This is a genomic window from Microbulbifer agarilyticus, assembly GCF_020171345.1.
Lineage (GTDB): Bacteria > Pseudomonadota > Gammaproteobacteria > Pseudomonadales > Cellvibrionaceae > Microbulbifer > Microbulbifer agarilyticus_D.
Genome location: NZ_JAIUZM010000001.1, coordinates 1,223,938 through 1,250,937, shown reverse-complemented (window position 1 = coordinate 1,250,937; position 27,000 = coordinate 1,223,938). Strand labels below are relative to the sequence as shown.

The 27,000-nt window shown below is 58.2% G+C and carries 22 protein-coding genes; 10 read left to right on the top strand and 12 right to left on the bottom strand.

The window, feature by feature from the left end; translation table 11 throughout:
* Positions 1 to 11: 11 nt before the first annotated feature.
* Both recG and LCM31_RS05210 read right to left on the bottom strand, forming a co-directional pair.
* Positions 12 to 2,135 (bottom strand): ATP-dependent DNA helicase RecG, encoded by a 2,124-nt coding sequence (gene recG / locus LCM31_RS05215; RefSeq protein WP_224868124.1) that lies wholly within the window; start codon positions 2,133 to 2,135, stop codon positions 12 to 14.
* Positions 2,114 to 3,037: a hydrogen peroxide-inducible genes activator gene (locus LCM31_RS05210; RefSeq protein WP_222230994.1), complete on the bottom strand. Its 924-nt coding sequence runs from the start codon at positions 3,035 to 3,037 to the stop codon at positions 2,114 to 2,116. Before LCM31_RS05210 ends, recG begins: the two co-directional genes overlap by 22 nt.
* A gap of 233 nt (positions 3,038 to 3,270) precedes the next feature.
* Between LCM31_RS05210 and LCM31_RS05205 the strand changes: the two genes are divergently transcribed.
* The gene (locus tag LCM31_RS05205; protein ID WP_010132108.1) at positions 3,271 to 3,525 is read left to right on the top strand and encodes a GlsB/YeaQ/YmgE family stress response membrane protein; all 255 of its coding nucleotides are present in this window, start codon (positions 3,271 to 3,273) and stop codon (positions 3,523 to 3,525) included.
* Positions 3,526 to 3,730: 205 nt separating this feature from the next.
* Complete coding sequence (locus tag LCM31_RS05200; RefSeq protein ID WP_224868122.1) at positions 3,731 to 4,609, top strand: NAD-dependent epimerase/dehydratase family protein; 879 nt, start codon at positions 3,731 to 3,733, stop codon at positions 4,607 to 4,609.
* A 46-nt stretch (positions 4,610 to 4,655) separates the two neighbouring features.
* Here the strand turns inward: LCM31_RS05200 and LCM31_RS05195 are convergent, their stop codons facing one another.
* From LCM31_RS05195 to LCM31_RS05175, 5 genes are all read right to left on the bottom strand, one after another.
* Positions 4,656 to 5,039, bottom strand: a complete 384-nt coding sequence (locus tag LCM31_RS05195) for a RidA family protein (RefSeq protein WP_222248175.1) — start codon at positions 5,037 to 5,039, stop codon at positions 4,656 to 4,658.
* 381 nt (positions 5,040 to 5,420) lie between these two features.
* Positions 5,421 to 7,538, bottom strand: a complete 2,118-nt coding sequence (locus tag LCM31_RS05190) for a RelA/SpoT family protein (RefSeq protein WP_224868120.1) — start codon at positions 7,536 to 7,538, stop codon at positions 5,421 to 5,423.
* Positions 7,539 to 7,595: 57 nt separating this feature from the next.
* Entirely contained in the window at positions 7,596 to 7,859 is a 264-nt protein-coding gene (gene rpoZ, locus LCM31_RS05185; RefSeq protein ID WP_010132103.1) for a DNA-directed RNA polymerase subunit omega, read from the bottom strand.
* 161 nt (positions 7,860 to 8,020) lie between these two features.
* Positions 8,021 to 8,641 carry a guanylate kinase gene (gene gmk / locus LCM31_RS05180; RefSeq protein WP_222231005.1) on the bottom strand — a complete coding sequence of 207 codons (621 nt, stop codon included), beginning with the start codon at positions 8,639 to 8,641 and terminating at the stop codon, positions 8,021 to 8,023.
* A gap of 251 nt (positions 8,642 to 8,892) precedes the next feature.
* A complete protein-coding gene (locus LCM31_RS05175; RefSeq protein ID WP_224868119.1) occupies positions 8,893 to 10,137 on the bottom strand; it encodes a sterol desaturase family protein in 1,245 nt (414 codons plus the stop codon).
* A 324-nt stretch (positions 10,138 to 10,461) separates the two neighbouring features.
* Here LCM31_RS05175 and LCM31_RS05170 point away from each other — a divergent pair, with 324 nt between their 5' ends.
* Positions 10,462 to 11,508 carry a hypothetical protein gene (locus LCM31_RS05170; RefSeq protein ID WP_224868117.1) on the top strand — a complete coding sequence of 349 codons (1,047 nt, stop codon included), beginning with the start codon at positions 10,462 to 10,464 and terminating at the stop codon, positions 11,506 to 11,508.
* A 168-nt stretch (positions 11,509 to 11,676) separates the two neighbouring features.
* On the opposite strand, the gene LCM31_RS05165 is transcribed toward LCM31_RS05170, so the two are convergent.
* The 4 genes from LCM31_RS05165 to LCM31_RS05150 form a co-directional block, all read right to left on the bottom strand.
* Positions 11,677 to 13,779, bottom strand: coding sequence for a S8 family peptidase (locus LCM31_RS05165; protein WP_318247431.1), 2,103 nt, complete (start codon positions 13,777 to 13,779; stop codon positions 11,677 to 11,679).
* A gap of 360 nt (positions 13,780 to 14,139) precedes the next feature.
* Positions 14,140 to 15,381 (bottom strand): glycosyltransferase, encoded by a 1,242-nt coding sequence (locus LCM31_RS05160; RefSeq protein ID WP_224868114.1) that lies wholly within the window; start codon positions 15,379 to 15,381, stop codon positions 14,140 to 14,142.
* A gap of 37 nt (positions 15,382 to 15,418) precedes the next feature.
* Entirely contained in the window at positions 15,419 to 16,051 is a 633-nt protein-coding gene (locus LCM31_RS05155) for a hypothetical protein (RefSeq protein ID WP_224868112.1), read from the bottom strand.
* Positions 16,052 to 16,142: 91 nt separating this feature from the next.
* Positions 16,143 to 17,021, bottom strand: coding sequence for a DUF1295 domain-containing protein (locus tag LCM31_RS05150; protein ID WP_224868110.1), 879 nt, complete (start codon positions 17,019 to 17,021; stop codon positions 16,143 to 16,145).
* A gap of 160 nt (positions 17,022 to 17,181) precedes the next feature.
* Here LCM31_RS05150 and LCM31_RS05145 point away from each other — a divergent pair, with 160 nt between their 5' ends.
* Entirely contained in the window at positions 17,182 to 17,544 is a 363-nt protein-coding gene (locus LCM31_RS05145; RefSeq protein ID WP_224868674.1) for an alpha/beta fold hydrolase, read from the top strand.
* Positions 17,545 to 17,586: 42 nt separating this feature from the next.
* On the opposite strand, the gene LCM31_RS05140 is transcribed toward LCM31_RS05145, so the two are convergent.
* Positions 17,587 to 18,234: a TetR/AcrR family transcriptional regulator gene (locus tag LCM31_RS05140; RefSeq protein WP_224868108.1), complete on the bottom strand. Its 648-nt coding sequence runs from the start codon at positions 18,232 to 18,234 to the stop codon at positions 17,587 to 17,589.
* A gap of 288 nt (positions 18,235 to 18,522) precedes the next feature.
* Here LCM31_RS05140 and LCM31_RS05135 point away from each other — a divergent pair, with 288 nt between their 5' ends.
* The 6 genes from LCM31_RS05135 (at position 18,523) to LCM31_RS05110 (ending at position 26,948) form a co-directional block, all read left to right on the top strand.
* Positions 18,523 to 20,964: a TonB-dependent receptor gene (locus LCM31_RS05135; protein ID WP_224868105.1), complete on the top strand. Its 2,442-nt coding sequence runs from the start codon at positions 18,523 to 18,525 to the stop codon at positions 20,962 to 20,964.
* 108 nt (positions 20,965 to 21,072) lie between these two features.
* Entirely contained in the window at positions 21,073 to 21,882 is an 810-nt protein-coding gene (locus tag LCM31_RS05130) for an acetoacetate decarboxylase family protein (protein ID WP_224868104.1), read from the top strand.
* 26 nt (positions 21,883 to 21,908) lie between these two features.
* Positions 21,909 to 23,081 carry a 3-hydroxyacyl-CoA dehydrogenase gene (locus tag LCM31_RS16385; protein ID WP_224868101.1) on the top strand — a complete coding sequence of 391 codons (1,173 nt, stop codon included), beginning with the start codon at positions 21,909 to 21,911 and terminating at the stop codon, positions 23,079 to 23,081.
* Between the two features lie 11 nt (positions 23,082 to 23,092).
* Positions 23,093 to 23,890, top strand: a complete 798-nt coding sequence (locus tag LCM31_RS05120) for an SDR family NAD(P)-dependent oxidoreductase (protein WP_224868099.1) — start codon at positions 23,093 to 23,095, stop codon at positions 23,888 to 23,890.
* Positions 23,891 to 23,895: 5 nt separating this feature from the next.
* A complete protein-coding gene (locus LCM31_RS05115; RefSeq protein ID WP_224868097.1) occupies positions 23,896 to 25,314 on the top strand; it encodes an MFS transporter in 1,419 nt (472 codons plus the stop codon).
* 29 nt (positions 25,315 to 25,343) lie between these two features.
* On the top strand, positions 25,344 to 26,948 hold the full coding sequence (locus LCM31_RS05110; protein ID WP_224868094.1) for an AMP-binding protein: 1,605 nt from the start codon (positions 25,344 to 25,346) through the stop codon (positions 26,946 to 26,948).
* Positions 26,949 to 27,000 lie beyond the last annotated feature (52 nt).

Here is a 27,000-nt window from a genome sequence, read left to right as displayed (position 1 = left end):
GGACCGGGGTATCAGGCCTCGGCAAAACGCGGCTTGTTGTGCAGCCAGCGCCGTACCAGTGCGCTGCGGGCTTCTTTACTTAACTGCGGGGCCGCGGCAATTCTCTGCACCTGCGGCAACAGGTGGGCATCCCGTTGCAGGTCGGCAATACGGTGCTGGATTTCGCCGGTCTGGCGGGTGCCGAGGATCTCCCCCGGGCCGCGCAAGCGCAGATCTTCCTCGGCAATGGCGAAGCCATCCGAGTGACTACGCAGAGCCTGCAGCCGTGCGCGGCCGTTGGCGGACAGCGGGCTGGAGTACATCAGCACGCAGTGACTGGCGATACTGCCCCGCCCCACCCGGCCCCGCAACTGATGCAGCTGCGCGAGCCCCAGGCGCTCGGGGTTTTCGATAATCATCAGGCTGGCATTGGGCACATCCACGCCCACTTCGATCACCGTGGTCGCCACCAGCAAATCCACTTCACCGGCCTTGAATGCCTTCATCACCAGCTCCTTGGCTTCCGGCTTCATGCGTCCGTGCACCAGCGCCACGCGCACGCCATCCAGGGTGTCCGTCAGTTCCTCGGCAGTGGACTCCGCGGCCTGGGCCTGCAGAGTTTCGGATTCTTCAATCAGCGTGCATACCCAGTAGGCCTGACGGCCCTCGCGCACGGCGCCCTGTACGCGCTCCATCACATCAAAGCGGCGCTCATCGGAAATGGCCACGGTATTGATTGGCTGCCGTCCGGGGGGCAGCTCGTCGATTACCGAGCAGTCCAGGTCGGCAAACGCGGACATGGCCAGGGTGCGGGGAATCGGCGTGGCGGTCATGATCAGCTGGTGGGGCTGGGTACGGGTCTCGCCCTCGACCGCGCCCTTCTCGCGCAACTGCAGGCGCTGGCGTACACCGAAGCGGTGCTGTTCGTCGATGATCACCAGTGCCAAACGATGGAACTCCACACCTTCCTGAAACAGGGCATGGGTGCCGACGATCAACTGGGCATCGCCATGTTCGATCGCGGCCAGTTGCGCGCGCCTTTCCGCGGCCTTCATGCTGCCGGTGAGCCAGCCCACGGTAATACCCAGCGGCTCCAGCCAGCCGCTGAAGTTGATACGGTGCTGCTCGGAGAGGATTTCCGTGGGCGCCATCACCACACACTGGTGGCCGGCGCCGATCGCCTGCAGTGCCGCGCGCGCCGCGACGAGCGTTTTGCCGGCGCCCACATCGCCCTGTAGCAGGCGCATCATGGGGGTGGCAGTGGCGAGGTCGTCGGCGATTTCCTTACCCACCCGCTGTTGTGCATTGGTGGGGGAAAAGGGCAGGCGTGCGAGAAAATCCCGCTCCAGCGCGGCATTGAGCGCCAGCGGCGGTGCGGCAACCTGGGCACCGTTGCGGCGCAGTTCCAGCAGGCTCAGGTGGTGGGCCAGCAGCTCCTCCAGCGCCAGCCGCTGCTGTGCCGGGTGCTGCCCTTCGGCCAATTGCGCGAGGTCGGCATCCGCCGGTGGCTGGTGCAGGTACATCAGTGCCCCCGCCAGTGGCAGCTGCATTTCCTGCGGCAACAGCTGGGCCGGCAACAGTTCGCTGACGTTGCCCTGGGCCAACCAGTCCAGACCCTGCCCGATCAGTGCGCGCAGGCGCCCCTGCCCCAGCCCTTCGGTCAGTGGATAAACCGGGGTCAGGGTTTCCGCGTTGGGTGAAGTGGTTTCGCCGAGTACCTCGGTTTCCGGGTGATACAGCTCGATGCCGGCACTGCCGCGGCGCGCCTCGCCGTAGCAGCGCACGCGCGTGCCCGCCGCCAGGCGGTTTTTTTGTGCCGCGGTGAAGTGGAAAAAGCGCAGGGTGACGCTGCCGGTGGTGTCCTGAATGCGCACTGCGAGGCTGCGGCGGCGCCCGAAAATGACGTCCGCTGCGCGCACTTCACCTTCGATGACTGCGTCCATGCCTGGGCGCAGGCCCGCCAGCGGTACAACTCGAGTGCGGTCCTGGTAGCGCGCAGGCAGGTGGAACAGCAGGTCCTGCAGGGAGCTGATGTGCAGTTTGGCGAGGGTTTCCGCGAGTTTGGCACCGACACCCTTGAGCGCGGTGACGGGAATTTCTGCCAGGGGTTGTTGCGGAGGATTCGGCGGCTGGTTCACGGACTCTGCAGCTGGCACTGGTTGATCGCATCGCGCAGCATATCGATGGCGCGGTGGCGGGGAAAGCTGGCGCGCCATGCCAGCGCCACGGTGCGCTGCGGTGCGGGGGCAACAAACGGACGGGTCACCAGCACCCCGGTGGCGTATTGCGAGGCGGCGGCGGCAGACAGCGGCAACACGGTGATGCCCAGGCGCGAGGCCACCATATGGCGCAGGGTTTCCAGGGAGCTGCCGTCAGCGGCGGTGCGGATATGCCCGCTGCCGGCTTCTTTTTCGATGGACTGCTGTAACTGTGGACAGGCTTCCAGCACCTGATCACGGAAGCAGTGGCCTTCACCCAGTAACAGCACGTTGTCTTCGCACAGTTGTTCCGGGGTCAGCGCCTCGTATTTTGCCAGCGGGTGGTCCGAGGGCATCAGTACCACAAACGGTTCGTCGTAGAGCGGCTGGGTAACCACGTCCGGCTCGGTAAATGGCAGCGCGATAATTACCGCATCCAGCTCACCCTTGCGCAGGCGACCGCGCAGGGTCGAGGTATAGCCCTCCTCTACATACAACGGCATCTGCGGCGCCAGTTGCTGCAGCTGGGGAATAAAGTGCGGGAACAGGTAGGGACCGATGGTGAAAATCGCGCCCACCGACAGGGGGCTGCTGAGCTGGTCCTTACCGGCGCTGGCTATATCCTTGATGGCCGCGGATTGCTCCAGTACCAGTTGCGCCTGCGCGACGATACGCTCCCCTAGTGGTGTGGCCTGCACCCGTGTCTTCGAGCGCTCGAACAGGGCGACCCCAAGTTCTTTTTCCAGCTTCTTTACGGCAATGGACAGGGTGGGCTGGCTGACGAAGCAGCGCTCTGCCGCGCGGCCAAAGTGCTGTTCCTGGGCCAGGGTAACGATGTATCGGAGCTCGTTCAGTGTCATGGCAAACGCAATCAGATAAATCCAGGCGATAGAGTTTATTCATAAACCCCCCCCGGCGGCCAGAAAAACCGCCGGGCCATTGTGTAAATGTCACAATCTAGAAAAAAATGCTATTAGTCAGGTTTATGAATAGTAAGATTTGCTATTAACTTGCGCACCGAACGGGCGATGTGGCGCTTTTTTTACTATACATGGAAGGCAAGCGTTCAAATTACATCAAGCGGAGGATCGCTATGGGAATCTTGTCTTGGATTATTTTGGGTCTCATTGCCGGCGCGCTGGCCAAGTGGATCATGCCCGGGCCGGATCCCGGTGGTTGGATTGTCACCATGGTCATTGGTATCGTCGGTGCGTTTATCGGTGGCTGGGTCGGTAGCTTTGTTGGCCTGGGCACTACCGGCGGCCTATCGCTCGGAAGCATCATCACTGCGGTAGTGGGTGCAGTTATCCTGCTGTTTATCTATCGAATGGTGAAATCCCGCGGTTGACGAAGTTTTGTTCGTCTATTCGTACGGGGCCCTGGAAAAACGACGGGCCCCGTTCACAGACTTCGTCAGTGAAACAGGCTATAAATAGCCAATCTGACTGAAAGTCCATTGCAGTTCGACGTATAATTTTAATCGCGCCCACCAGTGTGTGGACCGAGCAATATTGGGACCGGCGTTCGGTGCCCAGGGGAAAAAGCAAGCGGTTATGGCAAAGGAAAAAGTCTGGATCTTCGGTTGCGGCGATCTGGGGACACGCCTCGCTCTGAAGTTGGATCGCAAGGCGTACGACGTGTTTGGTGTGCGGCGCAATCCGCTACAGGCACTGGCACGCAAACGCCGCGCGGACGTCGTCAACTGGCGTCGCGGCGACGCCACCAAGACAGAAGATATTCATCGTCACCTGAGTCAGGGTGCCGATATTGTTATCGCCACTTTCACTCCCGGTGCCAGCACTCCCCAAGCCTACCAGCGCGCCTATGTCGAAACGGCCACCTGTCTGCGCCAGTCCCTTGCGGATATGGAAAAACCCCCGCGTCTGTTGCTGTGGATTTCTTCCACCCGTGTGTACGGCCAGAGTGGTGACCAGTGGTTGGATGAGCGCTCCCAGCCGATGCCGAGTAGCTTCCAGGGCGAAGCTCTGTTGGCTGCGGAAAAAATTGCCCAGCAAAGTGTGGTGGAAACCTGCGTGGTGCGCTTTGCGGGTATTTATGGGCCCGGCCGCGATCGACTGCTTTCGCAAGTGCGGGCCGGTCGCTGCGCACCGCCATCACCGCCCCAGTTCAGCAACCGCATTCACGTGGACGATGCCGTCGGCTTTCTCGCGCACCTGATCGAGGGCCAGAAAAAAGATATGCCGCTGGAGAAGCTGTATATCGGTGCGGACTGCACCCCGGTTCCCATGTACGAATTGCAGAGCTGGCTAGCAAAGTCGATGGGTTATACCAGCGCGCATCTGCGCGAAGAAGTGGCCACCAGCGAGCGTCGCTCCAAGAAGCTGAGCAACAAACGCATGCTGGATAGCGGCTATGACATGCTGTATCCGGATTACCGCGCCGGCTACCGCACCCTGCTGGAAAACGACTGAATCACAAGTTCGCGCCGCCCATTGCCGAGCGGCGCGCGGCAATCGCTTAGATCACCAGAACCCCTTCCGCCTCGAACTGCGCACCCTTGGGCAGTTCACTCACACCCACCGCCGCACGCGCCGGGAATGGCTTGGTAAACATCTCCTGCATCACTTCATTGACGGTAGCGAAATTGCTCAGGTCAGTGAGGTACAGATTCAGCTTTACCAGATCGTCCAGAGTACCGTTTGCGGCTTCGCACACCGCCTGCAGGTTTTTAAATACCTGCACCGCCTGCTCGCGGAAATCGTCGGACACCAGTTCCATGGTTTCCGGAACCAGCGGAATCTGACCGGACAGGTAGATAGTGTTGTTGACCTTGACCGCTTGGGAATAGCTGCCGATTGCTGCCGGTGCCTTATCGGTTTTTATCACGGCGCGATTGGGCATGGATGACCTCTCCTGACCCTGTTGGGGCCTACTTACTGAAAAAAGGAAGCGGGAGAATATAGCGCGGTTTTGTAGCCTTGGGGAGCGGCGCAAAGGACCAGATTGCGATATGCGGAACTTATCCACAAACTGAGAAAATTCACGCAAAACCCCCGCGAATTCCCCAAAAACCCCGCAATCCTCATCCGCAAAAAAAACCAAGCCCAAAGCATCCACGAAGGCCCGTCACTGGTGCCCATCCGACAAACGATTGCCGACAGGTTGTTTGGCGGATGGGCACCAGTGACGGGCCGGGCCTAAATCGGAGCCATCAGCAGAAGCAATTAAGTGGGGGGGTGGCCAGCGAAATGCTGACCGCAAAGGGATGTAGGAGTCTGAAAATCAGGGTCGCGCGATCTTGATCACCGCCGGCAAGTTACGCAGCCGTTTCATCACCTGGGCCAGGTGCACGCGGTTGGTCACTTCCAGCGTCAGCGCGATGGTACTGTGCTGAGCATCCTTCTCGTCTACATGGATCTGCTCGATGCTCGCGCCCTCTTCGGTAATGCGCGTCGCCAGGCGGGCAATAATGCCGCGCTCGGATTCCACCTCCACGCGCACATCCCCCAGGAACTCGCCTTTTACATCCGGTGACCAGTTCACCGCCATGATGTTTTCCGGGTGCTCGCGCAACTCCGCCGCATTGCGGCAGGTATCCCGGTGCACCACCACACCCTTACCGGAACTGATATGCCCCATGATGGTATCGCCGGGAATCGGGCGGCAACAGCGGGCAAAGCTGATCATCATGCCCTCCTGGGCATCGATGGTCAGCGGCGAGGAAATATTGCTCGCCTCCGTCTCGGTGGTGCCTGGCGGGACCAGCAGCTTGGCTGCGGAAAAGGCCGCGCGGTTGCCGAGACCGATCTCTTCCAGCAGGTTCTCGAAACTCTCGTAATTGGCCTCTTTCACCCCGCGGCTGAGCTGCTCCTCGGAAAGGTCGGAAAGCTTGAGGTCGAACTTGGTCAGTGCCTTTTCCAGCAGGCGCTGGCCAAGGGCGATTGAATCGTGATGGCGCTGGTGCTTCAGGTAGTGGCGAATGGCACTGCGCGCTTTCGCGGTTACCACAAAATTGAGCCAGTTCGGGTTCGGCTGCACGTTTTTGCTGGTGAGGATCTCCACCTTCTGGCCGCTTTCCAGCGGCTGCGACAGCGGCGCCAGGCGCTGGTTGATGCGCACCGCCACACAGGAATTACCGATATCGGTGTGCACCGAATAGGCGAAGTCCACCGCGGTGGCCCCGGCGGGCAGATCAATGATTTTGCCCTTGGGCGTGAATACGTAAACCTCGTCCGGGAACAGGTCGATCTTTACGTTTTCGATAAATTCCAGCGAGTCACCGGCGCGTTGCTGCATCTCCAGCAGGCCCTGCACCCAGCGGCGCGCGCGCACCTGGCTGGTGCCACCGGTATTCAGCACCTCGTCGCCGGACGACTTGTACAGCCAGTGGGCGGCAATACCGCTGTTGGCCATCTCGTCCATTTCCTTGGTGCGGATCTGTACCTCGATCGGCACCCCGTGCATGCCCAGCAGCACCGTGTGCAGTGACTGGTAGCCGTTGGATTTGGGGATGGCGATGTAGTCTTTGAATTCGCTGATCACCGGTTTGTACAGGTTGTGGATAACCCCGAAGGTGCGGTAGCAGGTGTCCACACTGTCGACGATGATGCGGAAGGCGTAGACGTCCATGATTTCCTTGAACGACTTCTTCTTCGAGCGCATCTTCTGGTAGATGCTGAACAGGTGCTTCTCGCGGCCGATCACCAGCACATCGATGTTCTCCCGCTCCAGGCGCAGTTCGATGGCGTTCTGGATTTTTTCCAGCAGCTCCTTGCGGTTGCCACGGGCGGCAACCAGCGCCGCGCGCAGGCGGCTGGCACGCAGCGGGTAAATGGCGAAGAAGGCGCGGTCTTCGAATTCGATCCGCACATCGTTCATGCCCAGGCGGTTGGCAATGGGTGCGTAGATCTCGAGGGTCTCGCGGGCAATGCGCGCGCGTTTGCCGGGCTTCAGCGAGCCAAGGGTACGCATGTTGTGCAGGCGGTCGGCGAGCTTCACCAGAATCACACGGATGTCCCGCGCCATGGCCAGGGCCATTTTCTGGAAGTTCTCCGCCTGCTTCTCCGCCGGGCTGTCGGTCTCAAACTGGGTCAGCTTGGACACCCCGTCCACCAGATCCGCGATCTCCTCGCCAAACTGCTCGGCCAGTGCCGCTTTGGGGATACCGGTGTCTTCGATGACATCGTGCAGCATGGCGGCGGCCAGGCTCTGGGCGTCCATGTGCATGCCCGCAAGAATGGTGGCGACTGCGAGAGGGTGAGTGATATAGGGCTCGCCAGAGCGCCGGGTCTGGCCCTCATGGGCCTGCTCCGCGTAAAAATACGCGCGGCGGACGAACTGAATCTGATCGGGGGGAAGATAGGACGAGAGGCGATGGGCCAGACTATCGATCGTGTGCAAAGCCGCGCTCGCCTCTTAGATTTCCTGCATATCCTGCATCAAAACGTGGGGTGGGGATTACAGGTCCTGCTCGGACAGGAATACCGGCGCCGGGGAAGCGGCCTGTACCGGCTCTTCTTCCGGCTCGTCCAGAATGCTGGCGTCAACGAAGCCTTCTTCGATTTCGCGCAGGGCGATGACGGTGGGCTTGTCGTTTTCTTCCGCAACCATCGGATCGCGGCCGCCGGTAGCGATCTGGCGAGCGCGCTTGCTGCCAACAATCACCAGCTCAAAGCGGTTGTCTACGTGGTCGAGGCAATCTTCAACGGTAATACGTGCCATAAAATCTCTGTTCCAGTGTGGGTTCGCCCGGTTGCGGGCAAAAAAGGACAAATTCTGTTGTCTGGTCGGTCACGGCCGACGCGGACGGGGTTAACTATTCTACCGGACCGCGCGGTGTACGCAAATCGAACAATGGGTTCTTTGTGCCGTTTTGGTGGCTTTTACTGACTGCGCAGTAACGATTGCAGCAGACCCGCGTGTTGCTCCTGTTGTCGCGCCAGCCGCTGTCGCTCTGCCACCATGATTGCGCGCAGCTCATTCAGTGCGGTGGTGAAGTCGTCGTTGATCACCAGATAATCGGTCTCCACGTAGTGGGACATCTCATCGATTGCCTGTGCCATGCGCTTGTCGATCACCGCCTGATCGTCCTGGCCGCGCCCGGTCAGTCGCTCGTGCAGCGCCTGCTGCGAGGGTGGCAGGATGAAAATTCCTACCGTCTCCGGCATCAGCTTGCGCACCTGCTGCGCGCCCTGCCAGTCGATTTCCAGAATCACATCGCGACCGCTGGCGAGGGTTTCTTCCACCCATGCCTTGGAGGTGCCGTAGAAGTTCTCAAACACCTGCGCGTGCTCGAGGAACGCGCTTTCCTGCAGCATGCCGGCGAAGCCATCGTGGTCCACGAAATGATAGTTGATGCCATCGATCTCACCGGGGCGCATGGGCCGGGTGGTGTGCGATACCGACACCGTGACCTGAGTATCGGCCTCGATCAGCGCTTTGACGAGACTGGTTTTACCGGCGCCGGAGGGCGCGGAGACCGTATAGAGAGTACCTGTGGACACGGCGAACCTTGCTGCAGTGTGAGTAAGTGGGGTGATGGGCGGGGAGTATAACGAATGCGGGGGCCGCGGAGCGAATATGCGTAGTGCGGAGCGAATGCAAAACAGGCGAGCCTCGACCGGGGCTGGGGGCAAAGTGTTGGGCTTTTCCGGTCCGCCTGCCACGGGGAGGCAGGGTTTCCGAACCCGGTCGAGGTGCCTGCGGAATCACAACCGTGCCTTTGGGGAAGGCGGGCTACCACGGATTCCTTGCGTTAATGACTAACGGATGTGACTGTATCGTCTTTGTCATTAAAAACCAACCGCCACCAGAGTGCGGCGCTTATCAGGCAATAGCCTGCCACCGCCGTCCAGATCAATTGCGGCAGTAGCGGGATCGATACGGCGAGCAGTGCCAGGCGGCCCAGCTCCCAGTAGCGCGTAGCGCTGCTGCCGTCGAGGATACGCCCGTTCAGGATCAGGCCCGCGATGATCAGGAACACCACCAGTGCGGTCGTGGCAAAATCGAGGCCGCTGCCCATAAACAGGATTCCCACGGTTGCCAGGGTGTAGCTCAAATGCTGAGCCAGAGCGTACCAGCGCACGCCGCGGTTTATCTGTGGGTCAAAGCGCTGGAAGTTGTCCAGATCCCCGCTGGGGACGGGCATGGCCGCCTCGGCGTCCGCCGGGCGGTAGCCGGTGGCACGGAACCACAGGCTAAGTTTTTCCTTCCAGCTTTTGGTGTACACCGCATCCAGCCACATGCGCTTCAGGTGCTGCAAATTGGCGGCGAACGGGTCGAAGGTGTTGAGCGGTTTGCGCACGCCGTAGATACATGGCTCGTCGTCCAGTTCTTCCTGATAGGTTCCGAAGATACGGTCCCAGATGATCAGCACGCCGCCGTAGTTGCGGTCTACATACACCTTGTTCTGTGCGTGGTGCACCCGGTGATTGGACGGCGATACCAGGATCCACTCCATCCAGCGGATCTTGGGAAACTTCTGCGTGTGGACCCAGAACTGGTAGATGAGATCGATGGCGCCGGCGGTCAGTAGCACTTCCGGGGGCATGCCCACCAGCAGCAGCGGCAGGTAAAACATCCACGCCAGGGGTACAAAACCGCTGGACTGGCGCAGCGCGGTACTGAGGTTGTAATCCTCGCTCTGGTGATGCACCACGTGCTCGGCCCAGAAGATATTGACCTCGTGCGCGATGCGGTGGCGCCAGTAATAGAAGAAATCGTACAGGACGATCGCCAGCACCATGTGCCAGGGGTTATCCAGCGACCAGTGGATACCCAGGCTCTGGTAGGTGGGTTCCAACCACTGGTACAGCGGAATGTAGACGAGCATCAGGATGCCCACGCGCACCAGCCCGACCACCCGGCTCATGATGCCGGCGCCCAGGCTGCCGATGGTGTCGTTCAGGCGATACAGGCCCCAGCCGCGCCAGCGGTCCAGGGTCAGCTCGAGCACAAGCGCGAGCAGGAAAAACGGAATGGCGGCGGTGATCAGTCCCACGGGCACCTCGAGAATCGTCGGTTTGATTATCTTTGTTGTGACTTGCTAGCAATCTTGCCACAGGGCGCGGTGCGGGCAATGTCCTGAGAGACCGGATTTCGAAATCCGTGTGTTTTTGGCGTTACGCCCATGGCGAAGATCGTCAGCGAGCAACGCCAATCATCCCGCGCGCATCCCCCGTCAGGCCGGTGACTGGCACGCTCGTGCCGACCTTGGTGCTTTCTGATGATTTCCGTTTTGCGATAGCATTTGCCGCAATCACTATTACGGGACAAGGAAATGCCCCACTTTGATTTAAGCGACAGACAGGGAAAGTATTATCGCTTGACGGCCTCAATCCGTTTCTCCGTTCCCTGGATTGATCCACAGCAGGTTCTTATTGCCGGGGAATTACTGGCGAATACGGAGCCCGGCCAGTTGTTGATGGCCGAGCAGCACTTTTTTGGTGGCGGCAGTTACCCCCTTTTGCAGCTCGGCGGGTCCGAGAGTTTCGGGCTCCCTTCCGCTCTGCGCACGCACTCCGGTGCGTCTTCGCTCATTTCAGGTCCCTATTCAGTTCGGAGTCCAGTTCAGAGTCCAGTTCAGGGGCCAATTCAGGATTCAGAGCAGATCCTGCTCGAGGCCATTCGCAGCGGCACGCTCGAACTGCAGGCGGCTGATCCGGCCCAAGCCAGTCACAGCCAAAGCGCAGACGAGCGCAACGCGCTGCGGGTAAAAATCCGCCTGGCGCTCGCTGAAATCGTCAGTCAGGAACGTGCAGAGGCCGCCGGTCATGAACGTTCGCAGGCAAACGAGTCGCACTTGATGCGCGGGCTTATTTATACCGGTGCGTTTTTCAACGGGCTGTGGCACGCGGGCACGGATTTCGCCAAGTGGCTGAAAGAAGTCAACGATGTGGTGAATCCCACCCAGCGCATCTTGCGCAGCCTGCGCTCGGGCATGCGCGCGCGTGAGCGCGCCAGTGTCAGCGGCGAGTCGTATCTGGATGCCTTTGTATCGGAGCAGCTCACCGCCGAAAAGCGCCAGCTGGTAGAGGCCATCGGCTTTGACCCGTCCAGTATCACCCGCGAGCAGTTCGACCAGGCGCTGGAGATTGCCGAACTGGTCTGGCAAGACCCGGCGCTGCGCGCAGATATACGTCGCTTTTGTGTGGAATACGTAAATGCGCAGCATGCGGTGGAGCTCACGGACCTCACGGAGCTGCCGGGCTCGGCCGCCTTTGAGGTTTTGGTTACCCTGGTGCTGTTAGGGGTGACCGCCGGTGCTGGTGTGGCAGTTGCCGGTGCGCGGCAGGCCCGCCACTTCGCCCGGTTCCGCAAAGTAGGTGAATTGCTGAAACGCTACGCCGCTGGACGTTGTAAACATCGTTGATGTGAATGGTGTTCCCTGTGCGGAGGTGGAATTCGAGGATTGATCTTCCTTGTTGCAACTGGACTGCACTGATATCCGCTGTTCGGTATACGCACCCAAATAAAAAAGGCCGGCAAATGCCGGCCAAACAAGGGGGGGATTCCGAATTAAGCAGTATTTTTATTCTCCTTAAGGGGCCGCCTCCGCCTGCAGGGTTACCCCCGAATAAGCGCTGTAACCGCGGACGCTGATATACCAGGTGCCCGACTGCGGGTTGCTGATGCTGCAGCTTTCGTCGTTGCCCCAGCGATAGGGACGACAGTCGTAGCTGCTGGTGGTGGGCTGGCTGCCGTAGCGCACGTACAGGTCACCGTCACCACTGCCGCCGCTCATCAAGACTTCCAGCGTGCTCATGCCGCTGTTCACATCCAGAGTGAAGTGCTGCCAGGTACTGGCCGACCCGGATACGTTGGATTCGGTCCAGCCGGTGGCACCACCGCCGCCATTGCCCGGCTCGTCAAAATTCCCCACCAGGCTCACGCCGGAGAAGGTGCTGTAAGCGCGCACCATCACGTGATAGGTACCCGCCTGCACATTGCTGATCGAACAGGTTTCATTGTTGCCGTTCAGATATGGGCGGCACTCGTAGCTGCCGGTGGTCGGCTGGCTGCCGTACTGCACATACAGGTCCGCGTCACCGCTGCCACCGGAAATCTGGAAGCTCAGGTTGCTCGCGCCGGCCGGTACTTCGAGGGTATAGCGCAGTTCTTGTCCGGAGCTTGCCGCCAGGCCAGATTCAGCCACGCCGTTGGTCAGCGCACCGTCACCCGGATCCGGGTCGCCGCCACCGCCGCCATTGGCTGCCGCGACCGCTGCTGCCGCATCCACGATACCGGAGCCGCACTGGCTGCAGGAACCGGGGAAGCTGCGCGCGGTGCTTTTCAGGTTGGCTTCCACCTCATCAGGTGTGATGCCGCTGTCTACGGCATACAGCAGGGCTGCCGCACCCGCCACATGTGGCGCCGCCATACTGGTGCCCTGGTAGAAGGCGTAGCTGTCGCTGCCGGGGCCCTGAGAACCGCTGTTCAGCGTGGAAAGCACGCCGTTACTATTGGTAGCGGTTTCGCCACCGGGTGCCGCTACATCCACCACGCTGCCGTAGTTGGAGTAGTAGGCACGGCTACCGGCGCGGTTGGTGGAGGCCACGGTGATGACGCCGGAGCAGCTGGCTGGGCTGTAATTGCCGGCGTTGGCATTGGAGTTACCCGCTGCAACCACCACGGTGGTACCGAGGCTGCGCGCGGTATTGATGGCGTTTTGGGTGGTGGTATCGCAGCCACCGCCGCCACCCAGACTGAGGTTCAAAACCTGTGCCGGGTTGGCATTGGCGGGGACACCGCTCACGCTGCCGCCGGCGCCCCAGATGATGCCGTCGGCAATATCCGAGGTATAACCACCACAGCGCCCCAACACCCGGATGGGGACGATCTTCGATTTGTAGGCAACGCCGGCTACACCGGTGTTGTTGTTGGTTACCGCGGCGATGGTGCCCGCCACATGGGTGCCGTGCCAGCTGCTGCTGCGCGCCGGTTGACCCTGACCACAGGCGCCCGCGGGCGACCAGTCGCCGGGATCGCTGGCGTCACTGTCGCGGCCGTTGCCGTCCTGCGCCACGGTGGTATCAGAAATCATGTCGTAACCGGGCAGCAGGTTTGCGTTCAGGTCCGCGTGCGGGCGGTAACCGGTATCGATCACCGCAACCACAACCCCCTCCCCCTGTGTTACATCCCAGGCCGCCGGCAGGTTGAGACCGCCGGTGGACTCAAAGTAGTGCCACTGCTGGTTGTAGTTGGTGTCGTTGGGGGTGGCCATGGGGCGCATCAGTCGGTCTGGCTCCGCGTATTCCACCTGCGGGTCCTGTTGCAGGCGCGCAATAATCGCATTCATTTCCGCCTTGCTGGCACGCTTTTCCAGCTTCATCAGCTGGGCACCGGTTGCGAGCCGGCGCATATGTTTGAAGCGGTGGCCGGCGGTGCGCGCGACGCGGTCGATTGCGGTTTGCGACATGGCAAGACTGTTGGCGCCGGCCGTCGTGTTCTTGTATTTCAGGATGATGCGGTCGGTGACCATCTCCTGTGGGGCAACGCTGGTGGCGGTGAGCTCGGGCTCGACTGCGTGCACAGAAAAGCTGGTGCTCAGGCCGGCGCCGAGCAGCAGTGCGGTGACACCGAGCGCGCCACCGGCGCGGCCGGACATGCGCACGCTGCGTGCCAGTAGATTGAGTATTTTCATTGTTACGAGTTTCTCCTGAATTATTTTTATCGTCGGGGCTTGGTAGGCTCCGCCGTAAATGCACTGCGGGACTCCTGGGCAGCGGCCGCGGATTGGGTGCGCAATTGTGTTGCGGTGTGCCCCCGCGGCAAGTGTTTAACGAGGAGGTGTATTTCGACCTCATGTCTAAACAGGGATAACTCTTTGCTTTTCGCGCCAAAATTAGGTCGAAATTGGTACGATAGTCTCTCGTTGAGGAGTAGGTGTGACGGCGGTCGCACGCGCTGGCGGGGTATTTATCGCTGGTGTGTTTTGCGCACGAGTGGCGGGCGTGAATCTGTGTATGGACTGCCAGTTGGCTTATGAGAAGTGAGGTACGCCCTATTTGTTGCTGTTCGCTAACGTGTTTTTTGCCTCGATCCAGCGGCTCATAAATTCCTCGGCGCGGTGTTCGGTGCGCCGCAGGATGCGTCCCCAGATGTTGCGGTTGCGGTGCGCCTCCAGGTCCGCGGCAATGGCTTCGATACGTGCGAGAAATTGCGGCGCATGATCGGCGTAGGTAAACCCGCTGGCGAGAGCCCGAGTGCCGGCAGCGCGCACCTGCTGCCACGCCGCCTTGTTCTGATAGAGCTCGGCGGTGGTTGCGGCAAAGGTATCCGGGCAGTCGCTCACCGGGTAACCCCAGGCATCCGTACTCGCCATGGATTCCGCACCGATAGGGGTGGTCACGGTGGGGGTGCCGGAAAGCCAGCCGTCGAGAATCTTGCCCTTCTGCCCCGCGCCAAACCGCAGTGGCGCCAGGTTCAGGCGATAGCGGGCTAGGGTCGCCAGTGCATCGTCGGTGCGCCCGACAATGCGCAGCCCGGCCTTTGGTTTGTGGAAGCGCTGCATGGCGTGATCGGCATAGGCGCCGTACACGTGGCATTCCACTTCCGGCAGCAATGCGCGCACCCGGGGCCAGATAGTTTCGGCAAACCAGGCTACCGCATCGCGGTTCGGGGCATGCTTGAAGCCGCCGATCATTGCCAGGTGCTCGCGCTGTTCGAAATCCGGCAGCGCGTCGAGGTCTGGCATTTCCCGCACCAGAAACGGCAGGTAGTGCAGTTGCCAGTCCGGCAGGCAGAAGTGCTGCTGGAGCAGGTCCACCTCCACCTGGGAAATCATAACGGTGAGATCACAGCGCGCCATGGCGGCGATTTCACGTTCCGCACTGGCATGGAACAGGTTGAGCGCGTCACCGGTTTTTGCCGCCTGATGACGCGCTTCGCGCAGGCTGTGAAAATCGCTGGTGTCGAGAATCGTCATCGCCTGTGGGCACTGCTCGCGCACGCGCCAGCCGAACTGCTCTTCCATCATAAAGCGGTCGTAAATCACCAGCGTCGGGTCCAGCTGGCGCACCCAGTCATCAAAACTGGACTCGTTCACTTCGATCTGGTGTTCGCCGTATCCGGACTTTGCCTGAAAAGGCGTGGGCTGTGCGGGGCTGCCAATTTCCACGGCATAGCCCGCCTCGGCGAGCAGGTCGAGAATATCCAGTGTGCGTCGGCCGGCAGCCGTGGAGGCGGGTTCGGGCCACTGCTTGGCAATCAGCAGGGCGCGTTTTAAAGGGGGATCGGAAAGCATTTGCGGGATTATGCCAGTTAACGCGGGCGCCGCGTATTCACTTCCAGCCCAATGTGCGCCACAGTGCGATCAGCAGTGGAGGAATGATTAACCAGCCCAGCTCCCACACCGTGGGGCCGATAAACGCGAGGCCGATGGTGAGTGCTGCGGTAAGCGGCTCGATCGTCGAGCGCCGTGCGACCGCGCGCCGCTCGCGGGCGTCCAGTTCGGGGTGGGCAAATCCCTTGCGGCAGGCGTACTTCCAGCCCAAAAGACCAATCAGACCGGATATGGCCAGGCAACTGCTCTGCCCCACCGGCGACGAAACACTCACCAATTGCGGGTCTGCAACCGCAAAGAACAGGTAAAGCCCAACCACCACCAGCTGCAGCAGTACCAGCAAGGTGTGTAGGCCGTCGGAGCGCTCCACCGGCCCCAGCAGCTTGTGGGTAAGGTTCCAGTTAATCAGGGTAAGACCCACCGCAATTACCAGGCGCAGCAGCAATTCTGGGTCTGCCACCAGCAGGCTGAGCAGACCGTAGGGCATTTCCACCCAGGTCATATCCTCGGTGGCCGGCAGGTACATAATGAAATTGACGAACAGGACAGCGTAGGCCACGTCGACAAAGGTCTCCAGCCTTCGCAAGCGACAGCGTTGGGTGAAGACCGTGGCGGCGTCCGCGGTGGGCATGGGGCTTGTTCCGAGGAGGGTTAGCTATTCATCCAGATTAGCACTCCTCGAGCATCGCCTTTTGTTACGCATTGCGTCCGACGAGTGTTGCTTAGTGCGCTTTCACGGGCACTGGCCATAGCAGACGGGTGCGGGCCTTATAGCGCTGGTAGTCTGCCTGATCGCCCCAGCGTTCATCGGCGCGCTTTTCCAGCATCGGCACGCCACTGATATAGCGCAGCAGAACAAAGACAAAAACCGGTGAAATCAGTGCCGCCCACTGGCTGCCTTGCAGCACCGGCACCGCGATCAGAGCGATACCGGTCCACAGCAATATCTCGCCGGCGTAATTCGGATGGCGCGACCAGGCCCACAAGCCACTATCAATAAAGCGGCCGCGGTTTGCTGGGTTGGCCTTGAAGCGCGATTTCTGGGTATCGGCGACCACCTCGATGGCCATGCCGAGCAACCACAAAAGCGTCCCGGCTACCGCCCAAATACCCAGTGGTTCCGCGTTCGCACTGGTAAGTACTACCAGTGCGCAACAGGCGGTGACACTCACCCACAATCCCTGCAGCGTCCATACCATCAGGAAGCGCAAAAACGATGGCTTGATGGCGTCGAAGCGACGGTCTTTGCCGTCTTTGAGAATGCGGGAAAATAGAAACGAACCCAGCCGCAGCGCCCACAAACTCACGAGTATTGCCACCAGGATTGCGCGCGACGACGACTGCGGGTTTAACCACAGCGGCACCAGCACCACGCTGAGATAGGTCACGCTGCCGGTGAGGTCAAAAAACTTTTCGGTTTGCGCGAGGAATGATGGAATGAAGACCAGCCACTGCAGGACGAATGCCAGTACAAACATCCACACCAGCAGGGGCGCACCAGCAAGCCAGACGCTGTGCGAGGACAGCAGCGCGGCCAGGCCTGCCGCAATCGCCAGTATGACCGGTATCGCAAGCGCGGAAATTTTTTCTGCTTTGTTCACAGGAACCCCCGATTAGTTTGTACAGGCGAGTAGGAAATTACTCTAACATGACCGCTCTGATCTCCGCTTTATACCCCAGAAAATACCAGGTCTTTCTATGCCATACGCCATGAATCGAGGCCTGCATATTCATTATCGTGTTACCGGTTAAGGTGCTCCACTGGTTCTACAGCATGGCAGTACTTCCAGGCTGGAAGCCTGGGACGAAAATGGCTATGTCGATGCTTTGCGCGACCAGTTCCAACTGATCATGATCGATGGTCGTGGACATGGTCAGAGTGATAAGCCTCACGAGCAAAGCGCCTATGATCTGCCCAATCGGGTCGGGGATGTGCTTTGTGTGCTCGATGCTCTCGGATTAACCCGTGTGCATTATTGGGATTATTCGATGGGTGGCTGGATAGGATTCGGAATGGCTGCGCACGCGCGGGAGCGCTTGGCATCACTGGTGATTGGTGGGGCGCATCCCTATGCAGACACTGCGACCGCTTTTGCGGAAGCGGGTGTTGCCGTTTCTACTTGAGCAGCCCTTCCCGCAGTAAACGTCTTTTTGCGCGATGAGTAATTATTCCTGTTTCAGCCGCAGCAACATCTGCACTAGCATATCCGCATGTCTATCGACGCGCACTTCTTCACAGGGGTCAATATTGAATAGGCGCCGGCACTCGGGCGCAAAAGAAAATATGGTCGACGAGGCGCTGACCATGATGTAGTACCAGTGCACAAAGGCATCCCGGTCTAACTGCAGGGAGTCACCCACCAATCGCTGCATTTTCTCGCAGGCTGGTGCAATGTACTGCTCAATCAAGTACTGAATGCGCCAGCTATCCCGGGTTGCTTCCTGAGCCATCAAGCGGCTTAGCTCCGGGTGGCGTGCGTGGTAGCCCACATAAAAGCGCACAATAAAGGCTAAGTGCTCGCTTTCGGAAACCTCGCGCAATAGCCCCAGGCGCTGCTCGAACTCTTCGTGCATGCCACTGAACACCGTCGCCACCACGGACTTCCAGAAAGCCTCTTTGTCGCCAAAGTGATAGGCCAGCAATCCGCGTTTTACCTTGGCGGCATTTTCGATATCACGCAGGGAAACTGCATCAAAGCCGCGCTCAGAGAACATTAGTTTTCCCGCATCGACCAGCTTGGCCTTGGTGGCCTCTGCCCTTTCCTGAACACGCCGTGTGCGCCCCCCGCTCGAGGTGGCGGTTACCGATGACATAGAAACCTCGTGTGACTGAGTGGTTCAATTAAGAAACAGATTGAACAGTATTTGGCCGAAAGATAGTCTGGAGACGCTAATTTTAACATGGGAATGACAGCCTAGATGCAGAAAAAATGACTAATAACTTGTTGACCAATCAAATGAATGTGAATAAATTTGTTTGCGTGCAAGTTTTTCTGCACCAGCGATTGATGTTAGTGCTACTGGCGGTATGCCCAGTCGGAATTATTCCGGCCCGAGAGCTTCCGCATTTACAACGATAAAAAGGCCTGGAGGTCTACCGGCATGAAGTCCAATTTCTACAAGCGATTCCCTACCCACCGATTGTGTGCGGCCGTGACAGCACTGGTAGCAGCGGTACCAGCCGGTGCAGAAACTACTTTGGAAGAAATCGTGGTCACCGCCAACAAGCGTGAGACCGGCCTGATGGAAACTGCCGCGGCAGTATCTGCTTTCGACAGCAAGGCGCGCGATGAGCTGGGTCTGGATGGCCCGCAGGATCTCGCGGTGCGTTCGCCCTCACTGACCATTGCGCCCAGTCGGGTCAGTATTCGCGGCGTAGGCCGCCCCAACGTGGCGTTGGGCTCGGACCCCGGTGTCGGCCTGTACTGGGACGGCGTCTACAACACGGAAACCGACGTATTCACCATGTCGAACTTCCTCGACATCGAGCGTGTTGAGGTCCTGCGTGGCCCACAGGGCACCCTTTACGGTCGCAACTCGATTGGTGGTGCCATCAATCTCGTCAGCAAGCAGCCAGACAGCGAAGAATGGGGTACTTCCATCGTTGCTGAGCTGGGCAACTATGGTCACACGGTGGGCCAGGTACTGACCACCGGCCCGGTCACAGAAAAGCTTTCAGTCCTTGCCGCAATCTCCGATATTCGCCGCGATGGTTTTCAGGAAAATATCTACAACGGTGACGACTACGACAACCGGGAAAACCAGTACGGCACCATTAGCCTGCGCCATGAAACCACCGATAACTGGACCAATACCGTCAAGGTGATGCGCGCGCAGTCTGATAGCAATCCCTCCAATGGTTACACGTTGGAACCTTTTGCGACCGATTACGTGCAGGAAGTACGCGATGCTTATGTCGGCACCACGGTGCTGAATTTCCCGGGTATGTATCCGGGGCAGAATTTTGCCAATATGCATCAGGGGATGACCGCGGAAAATCCGGGTGTCAAGAATTCCAGCCAAGTTTCAATCGACTTCACACCGACCCAGACCAGCGAACGTGACGCTGTCTTCTTTACCAGTGAGCTGGATACCGACAGCTTCACCCTCAAATATACCGCAGGACATTCGAACTTTGATTTCAGTCGTGCGCTCGATGCGGATCTCACTGCTTCCGGCGACTCAGGCCTTGATTGGAACAACCTCTTCCTAACCACTGAGTTTGGTCCGCTCCCAGTTTCTCTGGTGACCGGTATTGGCGCCACGCCTTCCGACCTGATTTTCTCATTTGAACAGCAAGCGGATTTTACCTCGCACGAGTTACAGCTGAGTAGCGACCTGGACGGATCGGTGAATTTTATCGGTGGTCTCTACTATTACAGCAGTGATGAGTTTCAGGACATCAGCTACCAAGAACGCAATGCGGAGCTGATGGCGGTTTACGGAGTTTTCGGCAGCTTTATCGGCCAGACGGTGAACCCGGATGGCTACCTCTACAAGGCTACTGCCGACCTCGAAACCACATCTAGCGCCGTTTATGGGCAGATGGATTGGAGCGTCAATGATGATCTGGTAGTTACCCTGGGGGCGCGTTACTCAAAAGACGAAAAGTCCGGTAGTGATCTGACGTTCGCACAGTACGTTGGTGACCCGTCAAGCCCGTTTGTGTCTCGCTCGGAATCCGAGTCCTGGGATCAGCCTACGTGGAAGCTGGGCCTCGACTACACGCTCAGTGAAGACCAATTCCTATATGGCTTTGTTGCTACAGGCTACCGCTCGGGCGGTTTCAATTTCCTTCAGCCCACCGCCAGCACTGATGTGGATATGGTTGAGCCGGAAACCCTGACTTCAACGGAAATTGGCTACCGTGGCAGCTTTGCCGACAACCGGGTGAACTTGAGTGCGTCGGTTTACCATTATGCGTATGAAGATATGCAGGTTCTCAAACAGACCGTGATTAATGGCGTTGGCCTGGCGAGTTATGAAAATGCCGCCGAAGCCAGTGCTACAGGCCTCGAGACCGAGTTGGTGGCCCTGCTGACCGAAAACTTGATGCTCAGCGGCACATACTCCTACAACAACACCCGCTTTGAAGACTTCTCGTCCGCTGATCTTAACGCCTGTGCGTTGGGCCCACGCGCAGAGGGCCTGGTGTTCGACGATCTGTGTATAGCCGAACAGAATCTTACGGGTAATGCCTTCCCGCTCAGCCCTGAGCACAAAGCCTCAGCCAATCTGACCTACAGCTGGGAAGCCATTGGTTTTCAGTGGAGCGCTACCGGTAGTTACTTGTACACCGGAGAGCAATATATGACGGCCTTCAATCGCGACGATTACGACCTGCTGGATTCCAGCGATCGCATCGATTTGCGTTTGAACGTGGCCTCGTTGGATGACACCTGGGAGGTTACTGGCTTCGTCAAGAATCTCAGCGACGACCGCCACGTTACCTACCGCGAGCGTCCGAGCACGGTGACCCAGACTGCTGTGTCGACATTGAGCGATCCGCGTCTTGTCGGCCTCCGCTTGAAGTACAACTTCTAAAGCGGACTAAGGTGTGGCCCCAGAAGGGGTCGCGCCGGTCCATAGAAAATTGCTGCGGCATGCGGTTCATGTTTCCGTTGCCGCTACCGGACTTTTTTTGAGGTACCCATGCGAGACCTTCCTGTAAACCAACCATTTGCCATGCCCGCGCACTTCGGGCCGCGAGGTAGCGATGCCCGCGCCAGTGGCTGGTACCGCGATGTCACTATGATGGTGGTGTCCTATGTTACCGATGGCGAAAAGCTCGCCCGTTACCTACCGGAACCTTTTTCTCTCGATGACGAGCCTGTGATCACGGTTGTGTACGCCTGCAACAAGCAGGTCGACTGGCTCGCCGGGCATGGCTATAACCTGATCGGCGTCCATGCCAATGCCCGCTTTGATGGTCGGCACGACCAATTGCGTGGCACTTATACCCTGGCGATGTGGGAAAACCTCACGGATCCAATTCTGACTGGGCGCGAGCTGCAGGGAATTCCCAAAATCTATGCCGATATCCCTGAACACACCGTAAACAACGGCTGCTGGCACGCCGAAGCCCGACATTTCGACAACTCGATTGTTAATTTGCAGGTGGACGACCTGCGACCGCCAACGGCCGAAGAGATTGCGGAATCGACCGCGGCACAACAAGGCCGCGATAACCCCATGGCTTGGCGCTATATGCCGGCGATCGGAGGCTTTGGATCCAGCGTTAGTGAAGCCACCACCTTTCCCTCGGAAACCCATTACCACGATGTGCAGGTGGGTAGTGGCAGTGTGGCTTGGCAGCAGCTCAGCTGGGAACAAAACCCAACCCAGTTCCATATCGTCAATGCTATTCAGGCGTTGCCGGTAATCGAGTATCGCCCAGCGATGGTCGCGCGCTGCAGTGTCAACCTGCTAGTACCCGATCGATTGCCGCGCGCGATCCGTTAAGTCCTGCGACGTTTAGGTAAGAAGTAGTGAACCAGAAAACGATAAAAAAAATCTGCTATATCGGTGCGGGCACCATGGGGAGCTACAACGCATTGATTGCAGCTATCGCCGGCTATCAGGTGACATTGTTCGATCAGGACGAAGACGCTCTGCTTACTGTGCGCGCTCGCCAACAGGAAATTGCCGGGCTCCTGATAGCCAGTGGCAAGGTGTCGCAAGTCGCTATCGACAATTGCTGGGCGCGTGTGCGCACATGCTCCGATCTCGCCGTTGCCATTGGCGACGCAGATCTAGTCAGTGAATCGGTCACGGAATCCCTTGAGATAAAACGCACCGTACTGCGTCAGCTCGAGGCGCTGATGCGCCCCGGTACACTACTTACCAGTAACACTTCCGCGCTATTGCCATCGGACATGGATGTGGGGCTCCGAGACGGCGAAACTTTTGCCGCATTGCATTCTTATCTGGGTGCGCCACTGATGGATATTGTCCCGGGTCCACGTGCCAGCGAACGGGTTGTAGCCGTACTCGAGCAATACGTACGTAGCCTCGGTTGCGTGCCAATGGTGCTGCACAAGGAGTATCCCGGCTATATCCTGAATTCCCTGCTAGGGCCGCTGCTCACGACGGCCATGCTCCTGGTCAGTCGATCGCGGGCGACGGTCGAACAAGTAGACCGCGCCTGGATGCGTCATATGGGGGGTACCATGGGTCCGTTCGGCATGATGGATTTGTTTGGCCTGAATGTCGTACTGGATAGCTGGAGGCGACCCGCACAAACCCACCATCGCGCACAGTTCAAAGCGGAAATAATTCGCTGTCTGCAGCCAATTGTTGCCGCCGGGCACACTGGTATGAAATCGGGCCAGGGATTTTATTGCTATCCAGCGCCCACGTATGCGTCAGAAAGTTTTCTTCGCAGCGAACCAGTATGTGAGGAAATTTTTACCGCGCTTATTGGAAGTGTCGTGCAGGCTGGACTACTTATCGTCGCCGATGGTGCTGCCAGCGCGGAAGAAGTCGACCGCGCGTGGCGCATAGGCACCACTTTAAAAACTGCGCCACTCGAGCTGGTCACTACTGGCACAAGCCAAGTGTTGCGAGAAGAGGTACTCTCGACCCGCAGCGATTTGTCGCTACTTAGCGAAACGCAACAGCAACAAGCGCGCGGTGCCCTGGCTGTCGCCGCCCCGGCCTGATGGAGGTATCTGTGGATCAGGAGCTCTGCGGAAAAATCGCACTGGTTACCGGCGCCTCGCGCGGTGTGGGTGCAGAAACGGCGCGTCAACTGGCTCGCGGCGGTGCAACAGTGATACTGGCGGCGCGTAGTCGCGAACAAGGCGAAACCGTTGCCCAATTAATTTGCGCCGATGGTGGTAATGCGGAATTTATCCAGCTCGATGTTACATCTCGAGACAGCTGGTGCGCCTTGGTGGCACATGTCATGGAGCACCATGGGGCCCTGCATATCTTAATTAACAATGCAGGAGTACATATCGCTCGTGCATTGGAAAATTGTTCGGAAACGGATTTCTACAAGCAAGTAGAAACGAACCTCAAAGGCGTTTTTCTCGGTTGCCAAACTACTCTTCCGCTGTTGCGCGAAAGTGCGGCGCATTGTGGTGATGCCGCCATTGTCAACGTTTCTTCTATCGCCGGACTGGTCGGCGTCGCAAACCAAACCCTCTACAACATGACCAAGGGCGGATTGCAGCTCTTTAGTAAGTCGCTGGCTCTTGAGCTTGCACCACAAGGTGTGCGTGTTAATTGCGTAAATCCAGGCATGATTGAAAATGATATGGGTGACGCCTTGGTAGAACAGTTGGTCAACGAACAAATGTTTGCCGATACCGAGAGCGCGAGTCGCTATCTTCATCGGCAAATTCCCCTGCGGCGTTTTGCGCGCAGTGGTGAAGTTGCGAAAGCCATTACTCATCTAGCCAATCCATCCTCCTCATATATGACAGGTACCGAAATGGTGCTCGATGGTGGACTCACAGCGGGATAAGAGCCATGCAAAATACTTTGAATAAGTCGACAAAAAATGCCTATGGTATGGGACAGTTTGCCTGGGCGGCGAAGGATTCTTGCTTTCACTACTTCCTGTTTTTTTACTACACACAAATACTTGGTATGTCCCCGAGCATTGCGGGGCTGGCTGCGCTACTGTCCATTATCGCTGATGCCATTTCTGACCCAATTGTCGGGTACTTCTCCGACAAGTCACAGTCGCGCCGCTGGGGTCGGCGGCACGGTTTCATGGCATTGTCGATTCTCCCGGTATCCCTTTCATTGTTTGCGATTTTTAACCCGCCCGCAGGGCTTGATGATGGCGGCTTATTTGCGTGGTACATAGGCAGTGCGATTCTGGTGCGTACAGCACTGACCTTCTTTGTCGTGCCACATATGGCAATGGCCGCAGAGCTCAGCGATGACTACCATGAACGCACCAACATCGTTTTACACCGAACTTTCTGGGGTTACGCTGGCGGAATCAGCTTGCAGGTCCTGGCCTGGTTTATTTTGATTCCAACTGCCACCAGCAACGGTGACATCGCCAGTGGCTATCAGAACATTGGGCTCGCGGCCGCGCTGCTGTCCGCTGTTGGGATGGCAATTGCTGTATGGGGTACACGTTCGCGAATTCCCTACTTGAAGCAGGCGACAAGCGAACAGAAAAGCCGCGCCTGGCACTGTGCGTTTACCGATATCATCCAGTTCTTCAAAATTCCTTCTGCGCGCATCCTATTTTTCGGCAGCCTGATACTGGTGTGTGGTATGGGTACCGCAAATACCATGTTATTGCACGTCAACACTTTCTTTTATGGCTTCAGCAGCACGCAGACAGGTGCCTTCATGCTGTGCGTATTCGTGGCCTTAATTCCCGCGACGATATTAACCATGAAAATCAGCGCACAGATGGGTAAGCGCCGCAGCTTAATGCTGTTCCTCGTTACCGCCGCTCTGGTGGGGCCGATTCCAGTACTTGCGCGTATTTACGGATTTACGCCAGCCCCGGGAACGGCAAACCTACTACTCCTGGTGTGCCTGTTTGTCGTTATTCACCAGACGTTTTTTATTGGCGCCATGAGTATCACTGCTTCGATGGCCGCGGATGTCGCCGACGATGTTGAGGCAGAGTCGGGTCTGCGTCAGGAAGGCTCACTGAACTCCGCGTTGATGCTCATTCAAAAAGTGACGTTTGGCGCAGGCACGCTGTGTGCCGGTCTAATTCTCGACTTTGCCGGCTTTTCCGATTCTGTGGACGCCTCTGGGGTCACGATGGATATGCTGGCCCGTCTCGGCTGGGCTTATGGTCCAGGTATTTCCCTTGTTGTGCTCGGCAGTGTCTACGTTTTTTCTCTCTACCGCTCCCGGCGTGAAGGGGAAGCCTTTCGTGGAATGGACAAGCGCGCGATTTCGGCCAGCTAACCTGTGACCAAAAACTGAGATAAGAGAAAATGACTGAGAATGCCTTCGAATATTCACAGGCGATGCTGCAAAAAATTAATCCGCAGGGGTTTCGGAACCTGGTGGATGCGTTTGATGCTGCTATATCGGCATATGCAGATAAGTCAGCATTTTCCTGCCTTGGTCAAACGCTGACGTTTGCGGAATTGGATCGCCACAGCCGAGCTTTTGCAGCCTATCTTCTCAGGGATGGTTTGCAGCCAGGTGACCGGCTGGCGATCCAAATGCCCAATATCCTGGCGTATCCGATTGCGGTTTGGGGTGCTTTGCGGGCTGGTGTGGTCATCGTCAATACCAATCCGATGTACACCGAGCGAGAAATTCGTCATCAGTTTCAGGATGCGGACGTCAAGGCACTATTGGTGTATGAGGCCTGTCTGCCGGTAACCGCCAAGGTTGCAGGTGAACTCGGCATTACCCGGGTAATCGTTGCCAACGCACTGAAAGCGGACGCCGGGCAGCAACTGCCCGACGAGTGCCCGGAAACTTATGTGACACTCAGTAATGTCCTGGCGCGCCATCTCGACCAGCCTTGCGAGCCGACAGACTGCGCCATGGAAAGCCTGGCGGTGCTGCAATACACGGGTGGGACAACTGGGCCATCAAAGGGTGCCATGCTGACGCACGGTAATTTGTATGCAAGTGCATGGCAGACCACTAGTGCACTGGATGAAAACGAGCGCAACGACGGCGTGGTGATCGCTCCCATGCCGCTGTATCACATCTACGGTTTCACCTGGAATGTCATCAGTTGTTGTATGAATGGCGTGCACTCGGTGTTGATTCCAGACCCGCGCAATCTCGACAGTCTGATACAGGCGATGAAAGCCCATCGTTTCACCGGGTTTGCTGGCGTGAATACCTTGTTTGCGGGGCTTATGCGGCACCCGGAATTTGATGACATTGATTTCAGTGCACTGCGTGGCTCCATTGCCGGAGGCGCAGCGCTGGTCAGCTCAGTCGCGGAAGAGTGGGAGCGCCGCACGGGCACGCTGTTATTTGAAGGCTATGCGATGTCTGAAACCAGCTCATCACTTACCTGTAATGTGCCGACAGCACATCAATTAGGTACCGTCGGCAAACCGTTGCCAGCGATGCAGGTCAAGGTCATCGACTCCGACGGAGAAATCCTCGCCGACGGTGAAGCGGGTGAACTGGTGGTACGTGGCCCCCAGGTGCTCAAGGGCTACTGGAATCGTCCGGAGGAAAGTGTCGCGGCAATTGACCGCGATGGCTGGTTTCGCACCGGTGATGTCGCCGTGATCCAGGAAGATGGGTTTATACGAATCGTAGACCGTATCAAAGACATGATTTTGGTCTCCGGCTTCAATGTCTATCCAAATGAAATTGAAGATGTATTGACCGCTCACCCGGATGTTTTCGAATGTGCTGCGATAGGCGTACCCGATGAACGCACTGGCGAAGCCATCAAAGTATTCGTTGTTGCCGCCGGTGACTCACGCAATATGGATTCACTGTGGGAATACTGCCGCAAATTACTGACCCCTTATAAAGTCCCCAAGCATATTGAATTTATCGATGCGTTGCCCAAATCGGCTGTGGGCAAGGTACTGCGCCGCAGCCTGCGTAAATAGCTACAACGCGAATTTTTTCCGAGTCGACCAATAATCTCCGGTAGTGCCTGCT

What these genes read in the sequence shown, in the direction of transcription:
- LCM31_RS05210 (WP_222230994.1), bottom strand. Translation starts at nt 3,037, where the DNA reads ATGACACTGAACGAGCTCCGATACATCGTTACCCTGGCCCAGGAACAG.
- LCM31_RS05205 (WP_010132108.1), top strand. Translation starts at nt 3,271, where the DNA reads ATGGGAATCTTGTCTTGGATTATTTTGGGTCTCATTGCCGGCGCGCTG.
- LCM31_RS05200 (WP_224868122.1), top strand. Translation starts at nt 3,731, where the DNA reads ATGGCAAAGGAAAAAGTCTGGATCTTCGGTTGCGGCGATCTGGGGACA.
- LCM31_RS05195 (WP_222248175.1), bottom strand. Translation starts at nt 5,039, where the DNA reads ATGCCCAATCGCGCCGTGATAAAAACCGATAAGGCACCGGCAGCAATC.
- rpoZ (WP_010132103.1), bottom strand. Translation starts at nt 7,859, where the DNA reads ATGGCACGTATTACCGTTGAAGATTGCCTCGACCACGTAGACAACCGC.
- LCM31_RS05165 (WP_318247431.1), bottom strand. Translation starts at nt 13,779, where the DNA reads ATGAAAATACTCAATCTACTGGCACGCAGCGTGCGCATGTCCGGCCGC.
- LCM31_RS05160 (WP_224868114.1), bottom strand. Translation starts at nt 15,381, where the DNA reads ATGCTTTCCGATCCCCCTTTAAAACGCGCCCTGCTGATTGCCAAGCAG.
- LCM31_RS05155 (WP_224868112.1), bottom strand. Translation starts at nt 16,051, where the DNA reads ATGCCCACCGCGGACGCCGCCACGGTCTTCACCCAACGCTGTCGCTTG.
- LCM31_RS05140 (WP_224868108.1), bottom strand. Translation starts at nt 18,234, where the DNA reads ATGTCATCGGTAACCGCCACCTCGAGCGGGGGGCGCACACGGCGTGTT.
- LCM31_RS05135 (WP_224868105.1), top strand. Translation starts at nt 18,523, where the DNA reads ATGAAGTCCAATTTCTACAAGCGATTCCCTACCCACCGATTGTGTGCG.
- LCM31_RS05130 (WP_224868104.1), top strand. Translation starts at nt 21,073, where the DNA reads ATGCGAGACCTTCCTGTAAACCAACCATTTGCCATGCCCGCGCACTTC.
- LCM31_RS05115 (WP_224868097.1), top strand. Translation starts at nt 23,896, where the DNA reads ATGCAAAATACTTTGAATAAGTCGACAAAAAATGCCTATGGTATGGGA.
- LCM31_RS05110 (WP_224868094.1), top strand. Translation starts at nt 25,344, where the DNA reads ATGACTGAGAATGCCTTCGAATATTCACAGGCGATGCTGCAAAAAATT.